At 56.8% G+C, this 16386-nt stretch carries 8 protein-coding genes, 2 tRNA genes and 3 rRNA genes; 2 read left to right on the forward strand and 11 right to left on the reverse strand.

The annotated features are described in order from the left end of the window. Positions 1–2 precede the first annotated feature (2 nt). The gene (locus CLU90_RS18040; protein WP_232731249.1) at positions 3–2756 is read right to left on the reverse strand and encodes a TonB-dependent receptor; all 2754 of its coding nucleotides are present in this window, start codon (positions 2754–2756) and stop codon (positions 3–5) included. Between the two features lie 217 nt (positions 2757–2973). Continuing rightward, entirely contained in the window at positions 2974–4779 is a 1806-nt protein-coding gene (locus CLU90_RS18045) for an ABC transporter substrate-binding protein (protein WP_198511236.1), read from the reverse strand. Positions 4780–4992: 213 nt separating this feature from the next. Here CLU90_RS18045 and CLU90_RS18050 point away from each other — a divergent pair, with 213 nt between their 5' ends. Beyond that, positions 4993–6231 (forward strand): nucleoside recognition domain-containing protein, encoded by a 1239-nt coding sequence (locus CLU90_RS18050; protein ID WP_034753725.1) that lies wholly within the window; start codon positions 4993–4995, stop codon positions 6229–6231. Positions 6232–6239: 8 nt separating this feature from the next. Continuing rightward, positions 6240–7742: a D-alanyl-D-alanine carboxypeptidase/D-alanyl-D-alanine endopeptidase gene (dacB, locus tag CLU90_RS18055; protein WP_100428573.1), complete on the forward strand. Its 1503-nt coding sequence runs from the start codon at positions 6240–6242 to the stop codon at positions 7740–7742. A gap of 233 nt (positions 7743–7975) precedes the next feature. Here the strand turns inward: dacB and rrf are convergent. The 9 genes from rrf to CLU90_RS18100 form a co-directional block, all read right to left on the reverse strand. Next, a 5S ribosomal RNA gene (gene rrf / locus CLU90_RS18060) occupies positions 7976–8088 on the reverse strand. A 139-nt stretch (positions 8089–8227) separates the two neighbouring features. Then, positions 8228–11103 (reverse strand): 23S ribosomal RNA (locus CLU90_RS18065). Positions 11104–11363: 260 nt separating this feature from the next. Beyond that, a tRNA-Ala gene (locus CLU90_RS18070) sits at positions 11364–11439 on the reverse strand. A gap of 11 nt (positions 11440–11450) precedes the next feature. Beyond that, a tRNA-Ile gene (locus tag CLU90_RS18075) sits at positions 11451–11527 on the reverse strand. Between the two features lie 98 nt (positions 11528–11625). Then, positions 11626–13156 (reverse strand): 16S ribosomal RNA (locus tag CLU90_RS18080). Together the 16S, 23S and 5S rRNA genes with 2 tRNA genes alongside form the textbook arrangement of a ribosomal RNA operon. 460 nt (positions 13157–13616) lie before the next feature. After that, positions 13617–14315, reverse strand: a complete 699-nt coding sequence (locus CLU90_RS18085) for a GntR family transcriptional regulator (protein ID WP_100428574.1) — start codon at positions 14313–14315, stop codon at positions 13617–13619. A 26-nt stretch (positions 14316–14341) separates the two neighbouring features. Continuing rightward, complete coding sequence (locus tag CLU90_RS18090; RefSeq protein ID WP_100428575.1) at positions 14342–15070, reverse strand: amino acid ABC transporter ATP-binding protein; 729 nt, start codon at positions 15068–15070, stop codon at positions 14342–14344. Further along, positions 15057–15707 (reverse strand): amino acid ABC transporter permease, encoded by a 651-nt coding sequence (locus tag CLU90_RS18095; protein WP_092719744.1) that lies wholly within the window; start codon positions 15705–15707, stop codon positions 15057–15059. The genes CLU90_RS18090 and CLU90_RS18095 overlap by 14 nt, the downstream gene beginning before the upstream one ends. Then, positions 15704–16372, reverse strand: a complete 669-nt coding sequence (locus CLU90_RS18100) for an amino acid ABC transporter permease (RefSeq protein ID WP_100428576.1) — start codon at positions 16370–16372, stop codon at positions 15704–15706. The genes CLU90_RS18095 and CLU90_RS18100 overlap by 4 nt, the downstream gene beginning before the upstream one ends. Positions 16373–16386 lie beyond the last annotated feature (14 nt).

Below are 16386 nucleotides of genomic sequence, written 5' to 3' on the forward strand. Positions count from 1 at the left end.
CCTTACATGAACTTGTACTTCAGCTGGAACGACAGCGAACGGCCGCGCGGGTCGGCCACGCGCGGGTCCCAGCCGGCGCCCACCACTTCATCCACGTTGTGCGCGGTGAATGGCGGATCGCGGTCGAACAGGTTCTGGATACCCACGGTAATCGTCGTATTTTTGAAGCCCGTGTACGTGCCCGACAGGTTATACGTGGTGTAGCTGGACACGTCCGGCTTGAAGCCCGGCGGCGGCGCACCCTTGCCGCCATTGGGCACTTGGTCCTTGTAGCCCGACGAAAAACTCTGGACCAGCAAGCCGCTCCAGTCGCCGCGCGACACGCCGAAGCTGGCATTGTGTTTCCAGCGCAGGTACAGATCGCGCGTATAAAACTTGCCGACCAGTTCCTGGTATTCCTGGCCCTGGTATTCCGCAAACTTGAAGCTGTCCATATACGTGCCGTCCAGGGTCGCCGTCCATTTCGCGTCCCGGATCTTGCCTTCGCCGCGCAAGCCCACGTCGAGGCCACGCACGCGGCTGCCTGCCGCATTGATCCAGCCCGCCTGCACGTACTCGATGGTGCCGTCCGGATTGCGGTGGATGTACTGGTTCAGCGCCTGGTAGTTGGCCAGCACGATTTGCGGCGTGCGGTTCAGGATGCGGTCCTTGGTATTGATGGCCCAGTAATCGAACGAGGCAGAATAGCCCTTGAATGGCTCGATGACAAAACCGACGCTGCCCTGCTTTGACGTTTCCGGTTTCAAATTCGTGTTGCCGCCCGTCTTGTAGTCGAGGCGGTCGATGGCGCAGTATTCGGGCACGCCCGGATGCTTGGCGCAACCTTCCTGGTCGACAACACCATTCGGCAATTCCTGGCTCAGCGAACCGGAATACAGCTGCTGGAAGCTTGGCGCGAGGAAGCCCTTGCTGGCCGAACCACGGAACAGCAGGAAGTCGGTCGGCTGGTAGCGGAAGGCCACTTTCGGATTCGTCGTCGCACCCACCAGGCTGTAATCGTCGCGGCGGATGGCCAGCTGCATTTCCAGGTCCTTCGTGACCGGCACCAGCAATTCGGCATACACGGCCTTGACGGTACGGCTGGCATCTTTTAATGCGGCATTGCCTGGCGCCAGCAGGATCTGGATGGCGTCGACGTCTTGCCCGAAGCTGTAACCTTCGCGGCGCAAGTCAAAACCGGCCGCCATGGCCAGCGCACCGGCCGGCAACTGGAACAGCTCGCCCGAAACGGAACCGTCGATCTGCGTCAGGGTCGTCTTGCCATGCTGGAAGTCGCCACGGAACTTGGTCGATTCGATCAATTGCTTGGCCGCTTCCGTCTGGCTCTGGCCGGCGCCCACCCATGGATTGATGATGCCGCTGGCCAATGCCGCGTACAGCTTGTCCGTGTAGGAATAGCCATCCGTCAGCTTGGTCTTGGTGCTGCTTTCGGCGCGCGAAATGCCGGCCTTGTAATCCCACTTGCCAAAGTTACCTTCAAAGCCCACCAGCACGCGGGCATTGTCTGTCGTGTTTTCCTGCGTGCGGTTGCCCACGTCATTGGCGCGCCACTTGTAGGAAATCGGCTTGGTCTTGTCGAACGAGGGGATGTAGGCCGACAGGTCCTGGTAATACGCGCCACCCACAGGGTACAGATTCTTGTTGGCAACGGTCGCCTGCACCTGCATCGGCGTCAAAATGGCCGTGGCCTTGGTGCGCGAACCGAGCACTTCGACAAACATGCGGTGGTCGGGCGCCAGCTGGAACGTACCGCGCGACAACAGATTGGCCCGTTCAACGGGGAATTGCAGCACATAGTCGGCGCCATAGTCGTAGGCGCAGGAATGCGTGGTGCGCAGCGGCGACGTCACGTCTTTCCACAGTGCCGTCTGGTATTGCGACATACCGGCGATGCTGTCGCACTTGCCCTGGAAACTCAGCGGATTGGCTTGCAGGTATTTGTTCGGATCGCCAGGCAGCTGGAACGAGGTGCCCAGCGCCGTTCCGGTACCCGCCATCTGGTTGGCAAACGGCGTGCCCGTCGTATCGGGCGACAATCCGCGGCCCGGCTGGAAACCGTTGACGAAGGAGCGGTCGCTGCCGTTGAGGCGCTGCGCCTTGTCGACGGTCAGGCTGGCCATGATGTTGTAGCGGTCGCTTTCCAGCGAACCCGTACCGGCCAGGAGCGAGGCGCGCCGGGTGGCGCCACCACCGGCCTGCGTGTCGTTGGTGGAGACGGATGCTTCCACGCCGCTGTAATTGGTTTTCAGAATGAAATTGATCACGCCGCCGATGGCGTCCGTGCCGTAGATGGCCGAGGCGCCATCCTTGAGAATTTCCACGCGCGAAATCGCGCCCAGCGGGATCGAGTTCAAGTCGACCGACTTGCCGCTGGCGCCGTGCGTGGCGATGCGGCGGCCATTCAACAGCACCAGGGTGCTCGACGGGCCCAGGCCGCGCAGCGAGGCGAACGAGGCGCCGCCGCTGACCCTGTCGGCATCGGCGCCAAACACGTTATTGCCCGAAGTCATGTTATCGGCGCCCGTGCCATTCGCCGACAGGGTGCGCACCAGTTGCTCGGTCGTCGTGATGCCCTGTTTTTCGATCTGGTCAAAGGTGATGACTTGCACCGGCAGCGCGCCTTCCTTGGCCACCCGCTTGATACTGCTGCCCGTCACTTCGACCCGTTGCATTGCTGGCGGCGCCGCTTCCTGTGCGACGACCGGCCCCACCACCCCCATCAATGCCACCAACTGCGCTAGCTTTTTCAATTTCACAGGTCTTCTCCTTGTTGGGCAATCGAAACTTGAGTCATCAAGTCAGGCTGTATAGATATGTCGCAACGTCTGTCTCGCAGTACATTTTTTTATGACAATTGCGCATGACTTTATTTGTTTTCATTTTCAGAGTAGCGCGATGCATCCGCGGCCAGCCAATGAAAAATGCTTTCCTAACCATAACTTTTTGGAATGAATGCCCTTTTCAGTGACATGGTCACTTGTCTGCGGGGCTACCCTTGGCTTTATCCACGTCCAGATAGCGCCAGGACGTGAATTCCACGGGGTGGCGCCTGTAGTTTTTTAGCCACGGTTGTTGCAGGTCGGCAGAGATGGGATGCGTCAGCAGCACCCACGGCGTGTAGGCGTGGATCAGCTGAAACAGGTCGAAGTACAGACTGCGTCGGCGCGGCGTATCGGATAGCAGGCGCGCCTCCTCATAGCGTTTATTGTAATCGGGCAAGTTGAAGCGGGCATAGTTGGCGCGGCCACTGTTGGGACCGTACAACAATTGCATAAAGTTATCGCCATCGGGGAAGTCGGCGATCCAGTTGGTCTCGAACATCTGCACCTTGCCCAGGCGCGAGGCCTTGATGATTTCCGTCTTCTTGTCGCTTTTAAACTCCACGCGCACGCCGATGGCGTTCAGGTTGCGGCGCCACAATTCATCGCGCAAACGCCCCACCGTGCTCGGCTCCGTATGCATGGTGAGCAGCAAAGGTGTGCCGTCCGGCTGGGTGCGGAAACCATCTGGCCCCGTCTTGTAGCCGAAGCGGTCCAGCAGGGCGCGCGCCAGGGCCGGATCGTAGCCGACGGGGCTGCGGTAATTCTTGTCGTAACCGAGCACATTCGGCGGCAGCGGCGACTGCGCCGGCAAGGCCAAGCCCTTTTTTAGCAGCGCGATATCTTCGCGGCTGTTGTAGCTGAGGGCGATGGCGCGCCGCAGGGCCAGCTTGTCCTTGCTCGTGCCGCCCAGCACGGGGTCGTCCATATTCATCCACATGTAATACGTCTGCAGCACGGGAAAGCGTGTCAGCTGCATGCCCTTGGCGGCCAAGGCAGGTTTCAGCGCGCCATTGACCAGCACCATGTCCGTCATCGATTCGGGCACTTGCTCCAGGTAATCGAACTCACCTTTCAGGAAACCCAGCATGCGCGATTGATATTCCTCGACGATGCGTACCTCGATGCGCTCGACCAGCGGCAATTGCTTGCCTTCCAGCCCAGTGGCGATGGCGCGCGCGTCGACCGGCAAGGCGGCCAGCGCCTTGGCATCCGTATGGAACACGGTGGGGCGGAAAGTCGGGTTGGCCTGCAGCACGATCTTGTCGCTGCGTTTCCATTCCTTCACCAGGAACGGCCCCGTGCCCACGGGGTGATTACCGATCTGCCCCGGCGCCGGGTACGCTTCGGCCACTTCGCGCGCCACCACGGCGGTCGCCGGCATGGCCAGGTAAAACAGGAAGTTCGGGTCGACGCCATTGAGGCGGATGCGCAAGGTGTATTTGTCCAGCGCCTGCAGGCCGGCGATCGGCGTGTCATAGCTGAACTTTGTTTTCAGGGCCGCATCGCCCACCAGCTTGTCTTCCAGCAAGAACAGCCACGGCGACTTCAGGCTGGGGTCATACAGCCGCGTCAGGCTGTACACATAATCCTGCGCCGTCACTTCGCGCGGCTTGCCCTTGAAGGCGGGATCGGGCGTAAAGAAAATACCGGGCTGCAAGTGAAAGATATACGTGCGCCCGCCATCTTCCACGGTTGGCATCGCGCGCGCCGTATTGCCCTGCAGTTGCACCGGGCGGGCCAGGTAGTCATAGCGCAGCAAGGGATCGAAAATGTTTTCCATCAAATTCAGGCTGGCCAGGTCGGACGCCACGGCCGGGTCCAGGCCCGTCTCGCTGGTGCTGAGGAACAGGTGCAAGGTCTTGTTCGCGCGGGCATCGGCGGCGGCATGGGCCGGTACGGTAAAAAGCGTCAGCAGGGCCAGGCTGGCGGCGCAGGCGGTTTTGCGTAAAAACATCATCAATAATCCAGTGCAGACAAGGTAAGGAACAGCGGCAAGCGGCAGGCATCCCCCACACTACGCGGGCACGCTGCGGGGCGCCAATGAAAACAGGCTGCCAGCTTATAACTTTTTGGCATGCGATTGCTGCATTCTTTCATCAACTCGTATCGGGCTGCCCCTATACTTTGTTTGCAGACATTTTTCACACCCGACACACAAAACTGATCGCATATGGCACTTAATTACATCTGGTCCGGCTTTTTCCTCGTAGGCTTCCTGGCCGCAGTGCTGCAGTGGCTGTTTCTCGGTGATACCGATATCTTCAAGCGCATCATCGACGGCACGTTCGAGACGGCGCGCATGGGCGTGATGGACATTGCCCTGCCGCTGGCGGGCGTGATGACCTTGTGGCTCGGCATCATGAACATCGGCGAAAAGGCGGGCATCGTCGGCTGGCTGGCCAAAGTCATCGCACCGTTCTTTTCGCGCATCTTCCCGGAAATTCCCAAGGACCATCCTGCCACCGGCCACATGGTGATGAATTTCTCGGCCAACCTGCTGGGCCTGGACAATGCGGCCACGCCGTTCGGCTTGAAGGCCATGGAAAGCCTGCAGACCTTGAACCCGAACAAGGAAGAGGCGACAAATGCGCAGATCATGTTTCTGGTGCTGCACACCTCGGGCCTGACCCTGATTCCGCTGGCCATCATGGCGCAGCGCTCCATCCTCGGCGCCGCCGACCCGTCCGACATCTTTATTCCCTGCATGATCGCCACCTATGTGGCCACCATGGTCGGCATCATCACGGTGTCCATCAAGCAGCGCATCAACTTGCTCAACCGTGTCGTGCTGGGCTGGATGGGCGGCATGACGAGCGCCATCGTCGCCATGATCTGGTACTTCACGCAATACCTGACGAAACAGGAAATCGAGCTGGTCTCGAAAGTGGTCAGCAACCTGGTCTTGATCAGCGTGATCGCCATATTTATTATTGGCGCGTTGCGCAAGAAAGTGAACGTGTACGACGCCTTCATCGAGGGCGCCAAAGGCGGCATCCAGACGTCGATCACCGTGATTCCCTACCTGGTCGGCATGCTGGTGGCCATCAGCGTCATCCGCAACGCCGGCGTATTCAATTTCCTGATGAGCGGCATGAACTGGTTCTTCGCCAACCTGGGCATCAATACGGATTTCGTGCCCGCCCTGCCGACGGCCATGATGAAGCCGCTCAGCGGCTCCGGCTCGAAAGCCATGATGATTGACGCCATGAATACCTACGGCGTCGACTCCTTCGTCGGCCGCCTGGCTTGCGTCTTCCAGGGCTCGGCCGACACTACCTTCTATATTGTGGCCCTGTACTTCGGCTCGGTGGGCATCCGCAAGACGCGCTATGCCATCACGGCCGGCCTGATCGCGGATCTGGCTGGCGTGATTACCGCCGTCTTCGTTGCCTACGTCTTTTTCCATTGAGGAGCACCATGTTACGTCCTGTCCTGATGGCTGCGCTGTTGGCGGGCCTTGGCCTGTCGACTGCCCACGCGCAATTGCCCGAATCCGTCAGCCTGCTGCTGCGCAGCGCAAATATCCCCGAAGACGCCATGGGCGCCATCGTCTTGCGCGGCAACACCACGGTGCTGTCGCATGGGGCCGAGCGCAGCATGCAGCCGGCCTCCACCATGAAGCTCGTGACGACGGCCGTGGGCCTGGAGCAGCTTGGGCCCATCTTTCGCGGCCGCACGGAGTTGCGCACCAGCGCCGACGTCATCAATGGCGTACTGAAGGGCGACTTGATCCTGCGCGGCGGTGCCGATACGGATTTCAATGCGGACGTGCTGGAGCACATGCTGCAAACCTTGCGCACGCAAGGCATCGTGAAAATCAAGGGCGATTTGATCCTCGACCGCCAGCTGTTCCAGCCGGCCCGGCCCGATATCGGTGCGCCGCCCTTCGACGAATCGGCCGAATTCCGCTACAACGTCATCCCCGATGCCTTGCTGCTGAACACCAATCTGCTCGATATCAATATGAACTCGACGGAGCGGCAATTGAGCATCCTGATGCAGCCGGCGCTCGAGAACGTCAGCATCACGAGCGACATGAAACTCATCAAGGGCAGTTGCGCCAGATGGGAAGACGGCTGGCGCCCGCCCGAATACCGGCGCGATGCGAGCGGCAAGCTGCAAGTAATCCTGCACGGCACCTTCCCGCAAAATTGCAGCAAGGCCACCAGCATCAATGTGCTCGACCGCAACGATTACGCGGACCGCTTGTTCCGTGCGACCTGGAAACGCCTGGGCGGCACGATCACAGGCACGGTGCGCGAAGCGCCGGCAACCGGCTTGCCGCCAACGGCCGAACCGGTCGGCACGCGCATGCTGGCCGACCATGTGGCCCGTGCCTTGCCAGAAGTGCTGCGCGATATCAACAAGACCTCCGACAACACCCTGGCCCGCACCCTGTTCCTGAGCCTGGGCAGCCTGCAAAGCGATGGCTGGCTGGGTAGCCGTCCCGTCGCCATGGCGGCGCCGGAAGACACGGCCACGCGTGCGCGGCAAGTGATCCAGGAATGGTTCCAGCGGCACAATATCAATACCCAGGGCATGCTGGTCGACAACGGTTCAGGCTTGTCGCGCACGGGACGCATTGCGCCTGCGCAAATGGCCGGTGTCTTGCAAGCGATGCAGCAAAGCCCGTGGGCGCCCGAGTTCCAGTCCAGCCTGCCCATCGTCGCGCTCGACGGCACCATGCGCAAGCGCCTGCTGAACAGCCCGGCCGCCGCGCGAGCCCGCATCAAGACGGGAACGTTGAAGAATGTGGTGGCCATCGCCGGCTATGTCCCCGACGCCAACAACCAGCTGTGCGTGGTGGTCGCCATGATCAATAGCGACCTGGTGGGCAACGGTAACGGCCGCGCCGCCGTCGATTCCTTGATCGAGTGGGTCGCCAAAAGCGGCGCGACGCCGGTAGTGGCCGGCCAATAAAGGGAAGTAGTGATAGAAAGGCAGCGCGCAGCGCTGCCTTTTTTTCGTTTGTCACTTGGCTGCCAACTTGTCGGATTACGCTACGCTAATCCGACCTACCGGACTTTACATGACCGTAGGTCGGCTTAGCGCTGCGCGCGTAAGCCGACACCACCACCGGCGCCCGACAAAACCACCAGACGAAAAAAAACCCGCCAATTGCTTGACGGGTTTTTCTCTACTGCGAATAACAAGCCTGACGATAACCTACTTTCACACTGGTTGCAGCACTATCATCGGCGCAAAGTTGTTTCACGGTCCTGTTCGGGATGGGAAGGGGTGGGACCAACTTGCTATGGTCATCAGGCATAACTTGTACTGACGCTTGTTCTCTGTTGAGCAACAAGGCCATGAATCTGGAAGAAGCAAAGATTGGGGTAATGACTGGTAGTATCAACAAACTCACAACGTTGTACCGTCTTATCCTCTGTACCTGCTAAGGTTATAGGGACAAGCCGTACGGGCAATTAGTACTGGTTAGCTTAATGCATTACTGCACTTCCACACCCAGCCTATCAACGTCCTGGTCTCGAACGACCCTTCAAAGAGCTCAAGGCTCTGGGAAATCTCATCTCAAGGCAAGTTTCCCGCTTAGATGCTTTCAGCGGTTATCTCTTCCGAACTTAGCTACCCGGCAATGCCACTGGCGTGACAACCGGTACACCAGAGGTTCGTCCACTCCGGTCCTCTCGTACTAGGAGCAGCCCCCTTCAAATTTCCAACGCCCACGGCAGATAGGGACCAAACTGTCTCACGACGTTTTAAACCCAGCTCACGTACCACTTTAAATGGCGAACAGCCATACCCTTGGGACCGGCTACAGCCCCAGGATGTGATGAGCCGACATCGAGGTGCCAAACTCCCCCGTCGATATGAACTCTTGGGAGGAATCAGCCTGTTATCCCCAGAGTACCTTTTATCCGTTGAGCGATGGCCCTTCCATACAGAACCACCGGATCACTATGTCCTACTTTCGTACCTGCTCGACTTGTCAGTCTCGCAGTTAAGCACGCTTATGCCATTGCACTATCAACACGATGTCCGACCGTATCTAGCGTACCTTCGAACTCCTCCGTTACACTTTAGGAGGAGACCGCCCCAGTCAAACTGCCTACCATGCACTGTCCCCGATCCGGATAACGGACCAAGGTTAGAACCTCAAACAAACCAGGGTGGTATTTCAAGGTTGGCTCCACGAGAACTAGCGTCCCCGCTTCAAAGCCTCCCACCTATCCTACACAGATTGGTTCAAAGTCCAATGCAAAGCTACAGTAAAGGTTCATGGGGTCTTTCCGTCTAGCCGCGGGTAGATTGCATCATCACAAACATTTCAACTTCGCTGAGTCTCGGGAGGAGACAGTGTGGCCATCGTTACGCCATTCGTGCAGGTCGGAACTTACCCGACAAGGAATTTCGCTACCTTAGGACCGTTATAGTTACGGCCGCCGTTTACTGGGACTTCAATCAAGAGCTTGCACCCCATCATTTAATCTTCCAGCACCGGGCAGGCGTCACACCCTATACGTCCACTTTCGTGTTTGCAGAGTGCTGTGTTTTTATTAAACAGTCGCAGCCACCAGTTTATTGCAACCCTTTCACCCTCATGGAGTAAACCAATCAAGCTACCGGGGCGTACCTTTTCCCGAAGTTACGGTACCAATTTGCCGAGTTCCTTCTCCCGAGTTCTCTCAAGCGCCTTAGAATACTCATCTCGCCCACCTGTGTCGGTTTGCGGTACGGTCTCGTATGACTGAAGCTTAGAGGCTTTTCTTGGAACCACTTCCGATTGCTTCGTGAATAAATTCACTCGTCCCATCCCCTTGAATTGCGCGCCCGGATTTGCCTAAGCGCCTTCTATGAGACAGAAACTGACTATTCCAACAGTCAGACAACCTTCCGCGATCCGTCCCCCCATCGCATCATACGACGGTGCAGGAATATTAACCTGCTTCCCATCAGCTACGCATCTCTGCCTCGCCTTAGGGGCCGACTCACCCTGCTCCGATGAACGTTGAACAGGAAACCTTGGGCTTACGGCGTGGAGGCTTTTCACCCCCATTATCGCTACTCATGTCAGCATTCGCACTTCTGATACCTCCAGCATCCTTTACAAGACACCTTCGCAGGCTTACAGAACGCTCTCCTACCATATCCAATAAAGGATATCCGCAGCTTCGGTGACTGGCTTAGCCCCGTTACATCTTCCGCGCAGGACGACTCGATCAGTGAGCTATTACGCTTTCTTTAAATGATGGCTGCTTCTAAGCCAACATCCTGACTGTTTTAGCCTTCCCACTTCGTTTTCCACTTAGCCAATCTTTGGGACCTTAGCTGGCGGTCTGGGTTGTTTCCCTCTTGACGCCGGACGTTAGCACCCGACGTCTGTCTCCCAAGCTCGCACTCATCGGTATTCGGAGTTTGCAATGGTTTGGTAAGTCGCAATGACCCCCTAGCCATAACAGTGCTCTACCCCCGATGGTGATACTTGAGGCACTACCTAAATAGTTTTCGGAGAGAACCAGCTATTTCCAAGTTTGTTTAGCCTTTCACCCCTACCCACAGCTCATCCCCTAATTTTTCAACATTAGTGGGTTCGGACCTCCAGGGCGTGTTACCGCACCTTCATCCTGGCCATGAGTAGATCACTTGGTTTCGGGTCTACACCCAGCGACTGATCGCCCTATTCGGACTCGATTTCTCTACGGCTTCCCTATTCGGTTAACCTTGCCACTGAATGTAAGTCGCTGACCCATTATACAAAAGGTACGCAGTCACGGAACAAGTCCGCTCCTACTGTTTGTATGCACACGGTTTCAGGATCTATTTCACTCCCCTTCCGGGGTTCTTTTCGCCTTTCCCTCACGGTACTGGTTCACTATCGGTCGATTACGAGTATTTAGCCTTGGAGGATGGTCCCCCCATATTCAGACAGGATGTCACGTGTCCCGCCCTACTTGTCGTACGCTTAGTACCACCGGTCCGATTTCACATACGGGGCTATCACCCACTATGGCTCCTATTTCCAGAGGATTCTGTTATCGGTCCGACTATCACGTACAGGCTCTTCCCATTTCGCTCGCCGCTACTTTGGGAATCTCGGTTGATTTCTTTTCCTGCAGCTACTTAGATGTTTCAGTTCGCCGCGTTCGCCTTGCAACCCTATGTATTCAGGTTGCAATACCCTAAAAGGGTGGGTTGCCCCATTCGGAAATCTGCGGATCAAAGTGTGTTTGCTCACTCCCCGCAGCTTATCGCAAGCTACTACGTCCTTCATCGCCTGTAATCGCCAAGGCATCCACCATGTGCACTTATTCGCTTGTCCCTATAACGTTAGCCTCTGAAGACCGAAGTCATCAAAGAGCGCTACAGGGATAAGAAAGTACAACGTTGTTGCTTGTTTGTTGATACATACAATCATTACCCATCAAGTCGCCTCATGCATTGCTGCACGCATAGACTTGATCAATAAATAATCTTTACTTCTTCCAGATTGTTAAAGAACGAAACAGCTTTGATCGCTAAAAGATCAAACCTAAACCTGAGTCACTGACCGGCTTACGTTTGCACTTTCGAGTAAAACTTTGGTGGAGGATGACGGGATCGAACCGACGACCCCCTGCTTGCAAAGCAGGTGCTCTCCCAGCTGAGCTAATCCCCCTGGGTAATGACTGGTAGGGCTGGTTGGACTCGAACCAACGACCCCCGCGTTATCAACACGGTGCTCTAACCAGCTGAGCTACAGCCCCAACGCGGAACTACTACGACTACTGTTTCTTCTTAATTAAACAGCCGATAAGTGTGAACATTTGATGCGTGAATCATTACTGATTCGTGCAAACTCTAGAAAGGAGGTGATCCAGCCGCACCTTCCGATACGGCTACCTTGTTACGACTTCACCCCAGTCACGAATCCTACCGTGGTAAGCGCCCTCCTTACGGTTAAGCTACCTACTTCTGGTAAAACCCGCTCCCATGGTGTGACGGGCGGTGTGTACAAGACCCGGGAACGTATTCACCGCGACATGCTGATCCGCGATTACTAGCGATTCCAACTTCATGCAGTCGAGTTGCAGACTACAATCCGGACTACGATACACTTTCTGCGATTAGCTCCCCCTCGCGGGTTGGCGGCGCTCTGTATGTACCATTGTATGACGTGTGAAGCCCTACCCATAAGGGCCATGAGGACTTGACGTCATCCCCACCTTCCTCCGGTTTGTCACCGGCAGTCTCATTAGAGTGCCCTTTCGTAGCAACTAATGACAAGGGTTGCGCTCGTTGCGGGACTTAACCCAACATCTCACGACACGAGCTGACGACAGCCATGCAGCACCTGTGTACTGGTTCTCTTTCGAGCACTCCCCAATCTCTCGGGGATTCCAGCCATGTCAAGGGTAGGTAAGGTTTTTCGCGTTGCATCGAATTAATCCACATCATCCACCGCTTGTGCGGGTCCCCGTCAATTCCTTTGAGTTTTAATCTTGCGACCGTACTCCCCAGGCGGTCTACTTCACGCGTTAGCTGCGTTACCAAGTCAATTAAGACCCGACAACTAGTAGACATCGTTTAGGGCGTGGACTACCAGGGTATCTAATCCTGTTTGCTCCCCACGCTTTCGTGCATGAGCGTCAATCTTGACCCAGGGGGCTGCCTTCGCCATCGGTGTTCCTCCACATATCTACGCATTTCACTGCTACACGTGGAATTCTACCCCCCTCTGCCAGATTCTAGCCTTGCAGTCTCCAATGCAATTCCCAGGTTGAGCCCGGGGATTTCACATCAGACTTACAAAACCGCCTGCGCACGCTTTACGCCCAGTAATTCCGATTAACGCTTGCACCCTACGTATTACCGCGGCTGCTGGCACGTAGTTAGCCGGTGCTTATTCTTCAGGTACCGTCATTAGCAAAAGATATTAGCTCTCACCGTTTCTTCCCTGACAAAAGAGCTTTACAACCCGAAGGCCTTCTTCACTCACGCGGCATTGCTGGATCAGGCTTTCGCCCATTGTCCAAAATTCCCCACTGCTGCCTCCCGTAGGAGTCTGGACCGTGTCTCAGTTCCAGTGTGGCTGGTCGTCCTCTCAGACCAGCTACTGATCGATGCCTTGGTAGGCTTTTACCCTACCAACTAGCTAATCAGATATCGGCCGCTCCACGAGCATGAGGTCTTGCGATCCCCCACTTTCATCCTTAGATCGTATGCGGTATTAGCGTAACTTTCGCTACGTTATCCCCCACTCCAGGGTACGTTCCGATATATTACTCACCCGTTCGCCACTCGCCACCAGAGCAAGCTCCGTGCTGCCGTTCGACTTGCATGTGTAAGGCATGCCGCCAGCGTTCAATCTGAGCCAGGATCAAACTCTTCAGTTTAATCTCTGTTACTTTGCCGTTTTACCGGCATGGTCGAACTATTTAACTAGTTCAAACCCCTCGCATTGCGAGGTGTTTGCTCACTCAAAAAACTGACAGGCTACTTCCGAAGAAGTATCCTATTTCATTATTTCTTGTGAACATTTGATATTTTAAGTATTACGACAATCCGAAGATCATCGCTGCACTACATCAAATGCCCACACTTATCGACTGTTAATTGTTAAAGAACTGTATTCGGTACTGCTTTCGCGCTATCGACAAAGCGTTGTGTTTGTCAGCTGCGAAGAAGGAAGAGTATGAAGCATTTCGCTAAATCCGTCAACTCCTTCTTTTACGACTCATCGCCGTTTCCGGTGATCCTCAAGTGCCGCATTGACTGCGTCTCATTGGGGAGGCGAACTATAGCAAAGCCCCGCCAGTCTTGGCAAGGGCTTTCATTCGCCATCCATGTTTTTGTTCAGGCAGCCAGCAGAGCTTTGACCAGGTCTTTCTTGTCGACGGACTCCGTGGCATCGACATGCAGCGCTTTGAGCACATGGTCGAGATGATGCAACATGATGTCGACTGCAGCGTCGGCATTGCCTGCCTTGGCCGCCTCGATGAACAGCGCATGCTCATCCGATGAACAACTGGCGTCTTCGCTGGACTGCTGGTGCATGGCGATCAGCGAGGTCCGCGCCGTCAGTTTGCGCAAGATTTCCTTCAACACCAGATTACCAACGATATCGGCCAGCAAGGTGTGAAAGTCACCCAGCAACCTGGCGCGCAGCGGCAGATCGTTTTGTGCCAGGGCCTGGCGTTCCAGCGCAAGGTGGGCATCGATGCGGCGATAATCATCGGCCTTGGCGATGGTCACGAAATCACGCGCCAGGCCGGCCTCAAGCGTGCGGCGCACGGCAAAGATTTCGCGCGCCTCGCGTTCACTGAGCTTGCACACACAAGCGCCCTTTTCCGGAACGATCTCGATGAGCTCATCCTTCGACAGCATCAGCAAGGCCGCACGGATCTTGGTACGACTGACCGAATACACGCGGGCCAGGGCCTCTTCCTTGAGCTTGGTGCCAGAGGGCAAGCGGCGTTCGATAATCGCCGCCGCAATATCCGCGGCGATCTCCTCGGACGAGTTGGTAACAGCTGGTGTGGTGGGGTCAAGCATGCGGGATCTGGCGTTGGCAAAGACGATCAGGAAACCGAACTGATGAAACTGGCCAGTTCAGGCGTCGACGGTGCGGCAAACAGCGTCTTCGGATCACCTTGCTCATGGATTTTCCCCTGGTGCATGAACACCAGCTGGTCCCCCACCTCGCGTGCGAAGCGCATTTCATGCGTGACCATGATCAAGGTCATGCCATCCTCGGCCAGCTTGCGCACCACGGCCAGCACTTCGTTTACCAGTTCCGGATCGAGTGCCGAGGTAATTTCATCGCACAACAGTATTTTCGGCTGCATCGCCAGCGCCCGGGCAATTGCCACACGCTGCTGCTGGCCGCCCGACAGCTGGTCTGGAAACGCGTCAAAGCGATCGGCAAGGCCGACTTTTGCCAGCGCATCGCGCGCCAGCGCCTCTGCTTGCTGCTTGCCGATTTTTTTGACCACGGTCGGCGCCAGCATCACATTCTGTCCGGCCGTCAGATGCGGGTACAGATTGAACTGCTGGAACACCATGCCGACTTTCAGGCGCAACTGGCGCAAATCGGTCTGGCCGACGGTGACCCTCACGCCATCGACGTCGAGCGAGCCTTCGTCGAAACTTTCCAGTCCATTGATCGAGCGCAGCAAGGTACTCTTGCCCGAACCGCTGCGTCCGATCACTGCCGTCACTTGCCCTTCCTTGACGCGCAAGTCGATGCCCTTGAGAACGTGGTGCGCACCAAAGCGCTTGTGCAAACCATTGATGCTAACGAGAGACATTGATTTTCCTTTCCAGGCGGCGGGCATACAGCGAAAGCGGGAAACACAAGCAAAAATACATCAGGGCGATCAGGCCATACACGGTGAAGGGCGCAAACGTGGCGTTGCTGATCATCGAGCCGGCCTTGGTCAGCTCGACAAAACCAATAATGGACGTGACCGCCGTCGCTTTCACGACCTGCACGGAAAAACCGACTGTCGGTGCAACGGCGATGCGCAGCGCCTGCGGCAAGATCACATGGCGCATCTGCTCCATATACGTCATTGCCGTGCTGGCAGACGCTTCCCACTGGCCACGGGGAATCGCCTCGACGCAACCGCGCCAGATTTCCGCCAGGTAGGCGCTGGTAAACAAGGTCAGGGCCACGCTGGCGGCAATCCAGGGCGACACTTGCATGCCGCTCAGCGACAGGCCAAAGAACAGCAGGAACAATTGCATCAGCAGCGGCGTGCCCTGGAACAACTCGATGTACATGACGGCAAACCGGCGCAGCAGCCGCGCGCTCGAGGTGCGCATCATCAGGATCGCGATGCCAACCAGGCCGCCACAAACAAAGGCGATCAAGGACAGCAATACCGTCCAGCGCCCCGCCAGCAGCAAGTTGCGAATGATGTCCCACAGCGAAAAATCGCTCATGTCGCTCTCCTCGCCAGTACGTAGCGGCCAAACAGATCCAACGCGCGGCGCACGCCGACCGCCAGCAAAAAGTACATGATGGTGACGACGAAATACACTTCGAAGGAGCGGAAGTTACGCGAGGTAATGAAGCCGGCGCCAAAAGTCAGCTCTTCGGCCGAAATTTGCGAACATACGGACGATCCCAGCATCACGATCACGATCTGGCTCGACAAGGCTGGCCACATCTTGAGCAAGGCCTGGCGCAGAATCACGCAGCGAAAAATCTGGAAGCGCGACATCGCCAGCGCCGACGCGGCCTCGATATGGCCTTTCGGCACAGACTCCACGCCAGCGCGGATGATCTCGGTGCTATAGGCGCCCAGGTTGAGCACCATCGCAATCGTTGCCGCCTGCCACTCGCTCAAATGAATGCCGAGGCTGGGCAAGCCGAAGAAGACAAAGAACAGCTGCACAATGAACGGCGTGTTGCGGATCAGCTCCACATACACGGTGTAGACCGGGAACAGCACGGGCAGTTTCCAGGCGCGCGAAATGGCGCCAAGAATACCGATGGCAACCCCGAGCACGGTGCCAACGAGTGTCAGGCGCAAGGTACCGATTACGCCGTTGTACAGATACTCGCGGTATTCCCAAATACTGCTGAAATCAAAAGTGTATGCCATCGCGCGCTTGACCG

It is taken from the genome of Janthinobacterium sp. 67 (assembly GCF_002797895.1).
GTDB lineage: Bacteria > Pseudomonadota > Gammaproteobacteria > Burkholderiales > Burkholderiaceae_D > Janthinobacterium.

What these genes read in the sequence shown, in the direction of transcription:
- dacB (WP_100428573.1), top strand. Translation starts at nt 6,240, where the DNA reads ATGTTACGTCCTGTCCTGATGGCTGCGCTGTTGGCGGGCCTTGGCCTG.
- CLU90_RS18085 (WP_100428574.1), bottom strand. Translation starts at nt 14,315, where the DNA reads ATGCTTGACCCCACCACACCAGCTGTTACCAACTCGTCCGAGGAGATC.
- CLU90_RS18045 (WP_198511236.1), bottom strand. Translation starts at nt 4,779, where the DNA reads ATGATGTTTTTACGCAAAACCGCCTGCGCCGCCAGCCTGGCCCTGCTG.
- CLU90_RS18100 (WP_100428576.1), bottom strand. Translation starts at nt 16,372, where the DNA reads ATGGCATACACTTTTGATTTCAGCAGTATTTGGGAATACCGCGAGTAT.
- CLU90_RS18090 (WP_100428575.1), bottom strand. Translation starts at nt 15,070, where the DNA reads ATGTCTCTCGTTAGCATCAATGGTTTGCACAAGCGCTTTGGTGCGCAC.
- CLU90_RS18050 (WP_034753725.1), top strand. Translation starts at nt 4,993, where the DNA reads ATGGCACTTAATTACATCTGGTCCGGCTTTTTCCTCGTAGGCTTCCTG.
- CLU90_RS18095 (WP_092719744.1), bottom strand. Translation starts at nt 15,707, where the DNA reads ATGAGCGATTTTTCGCTGTGGGACATCATTCGCAACTTGCTGCTGGCG.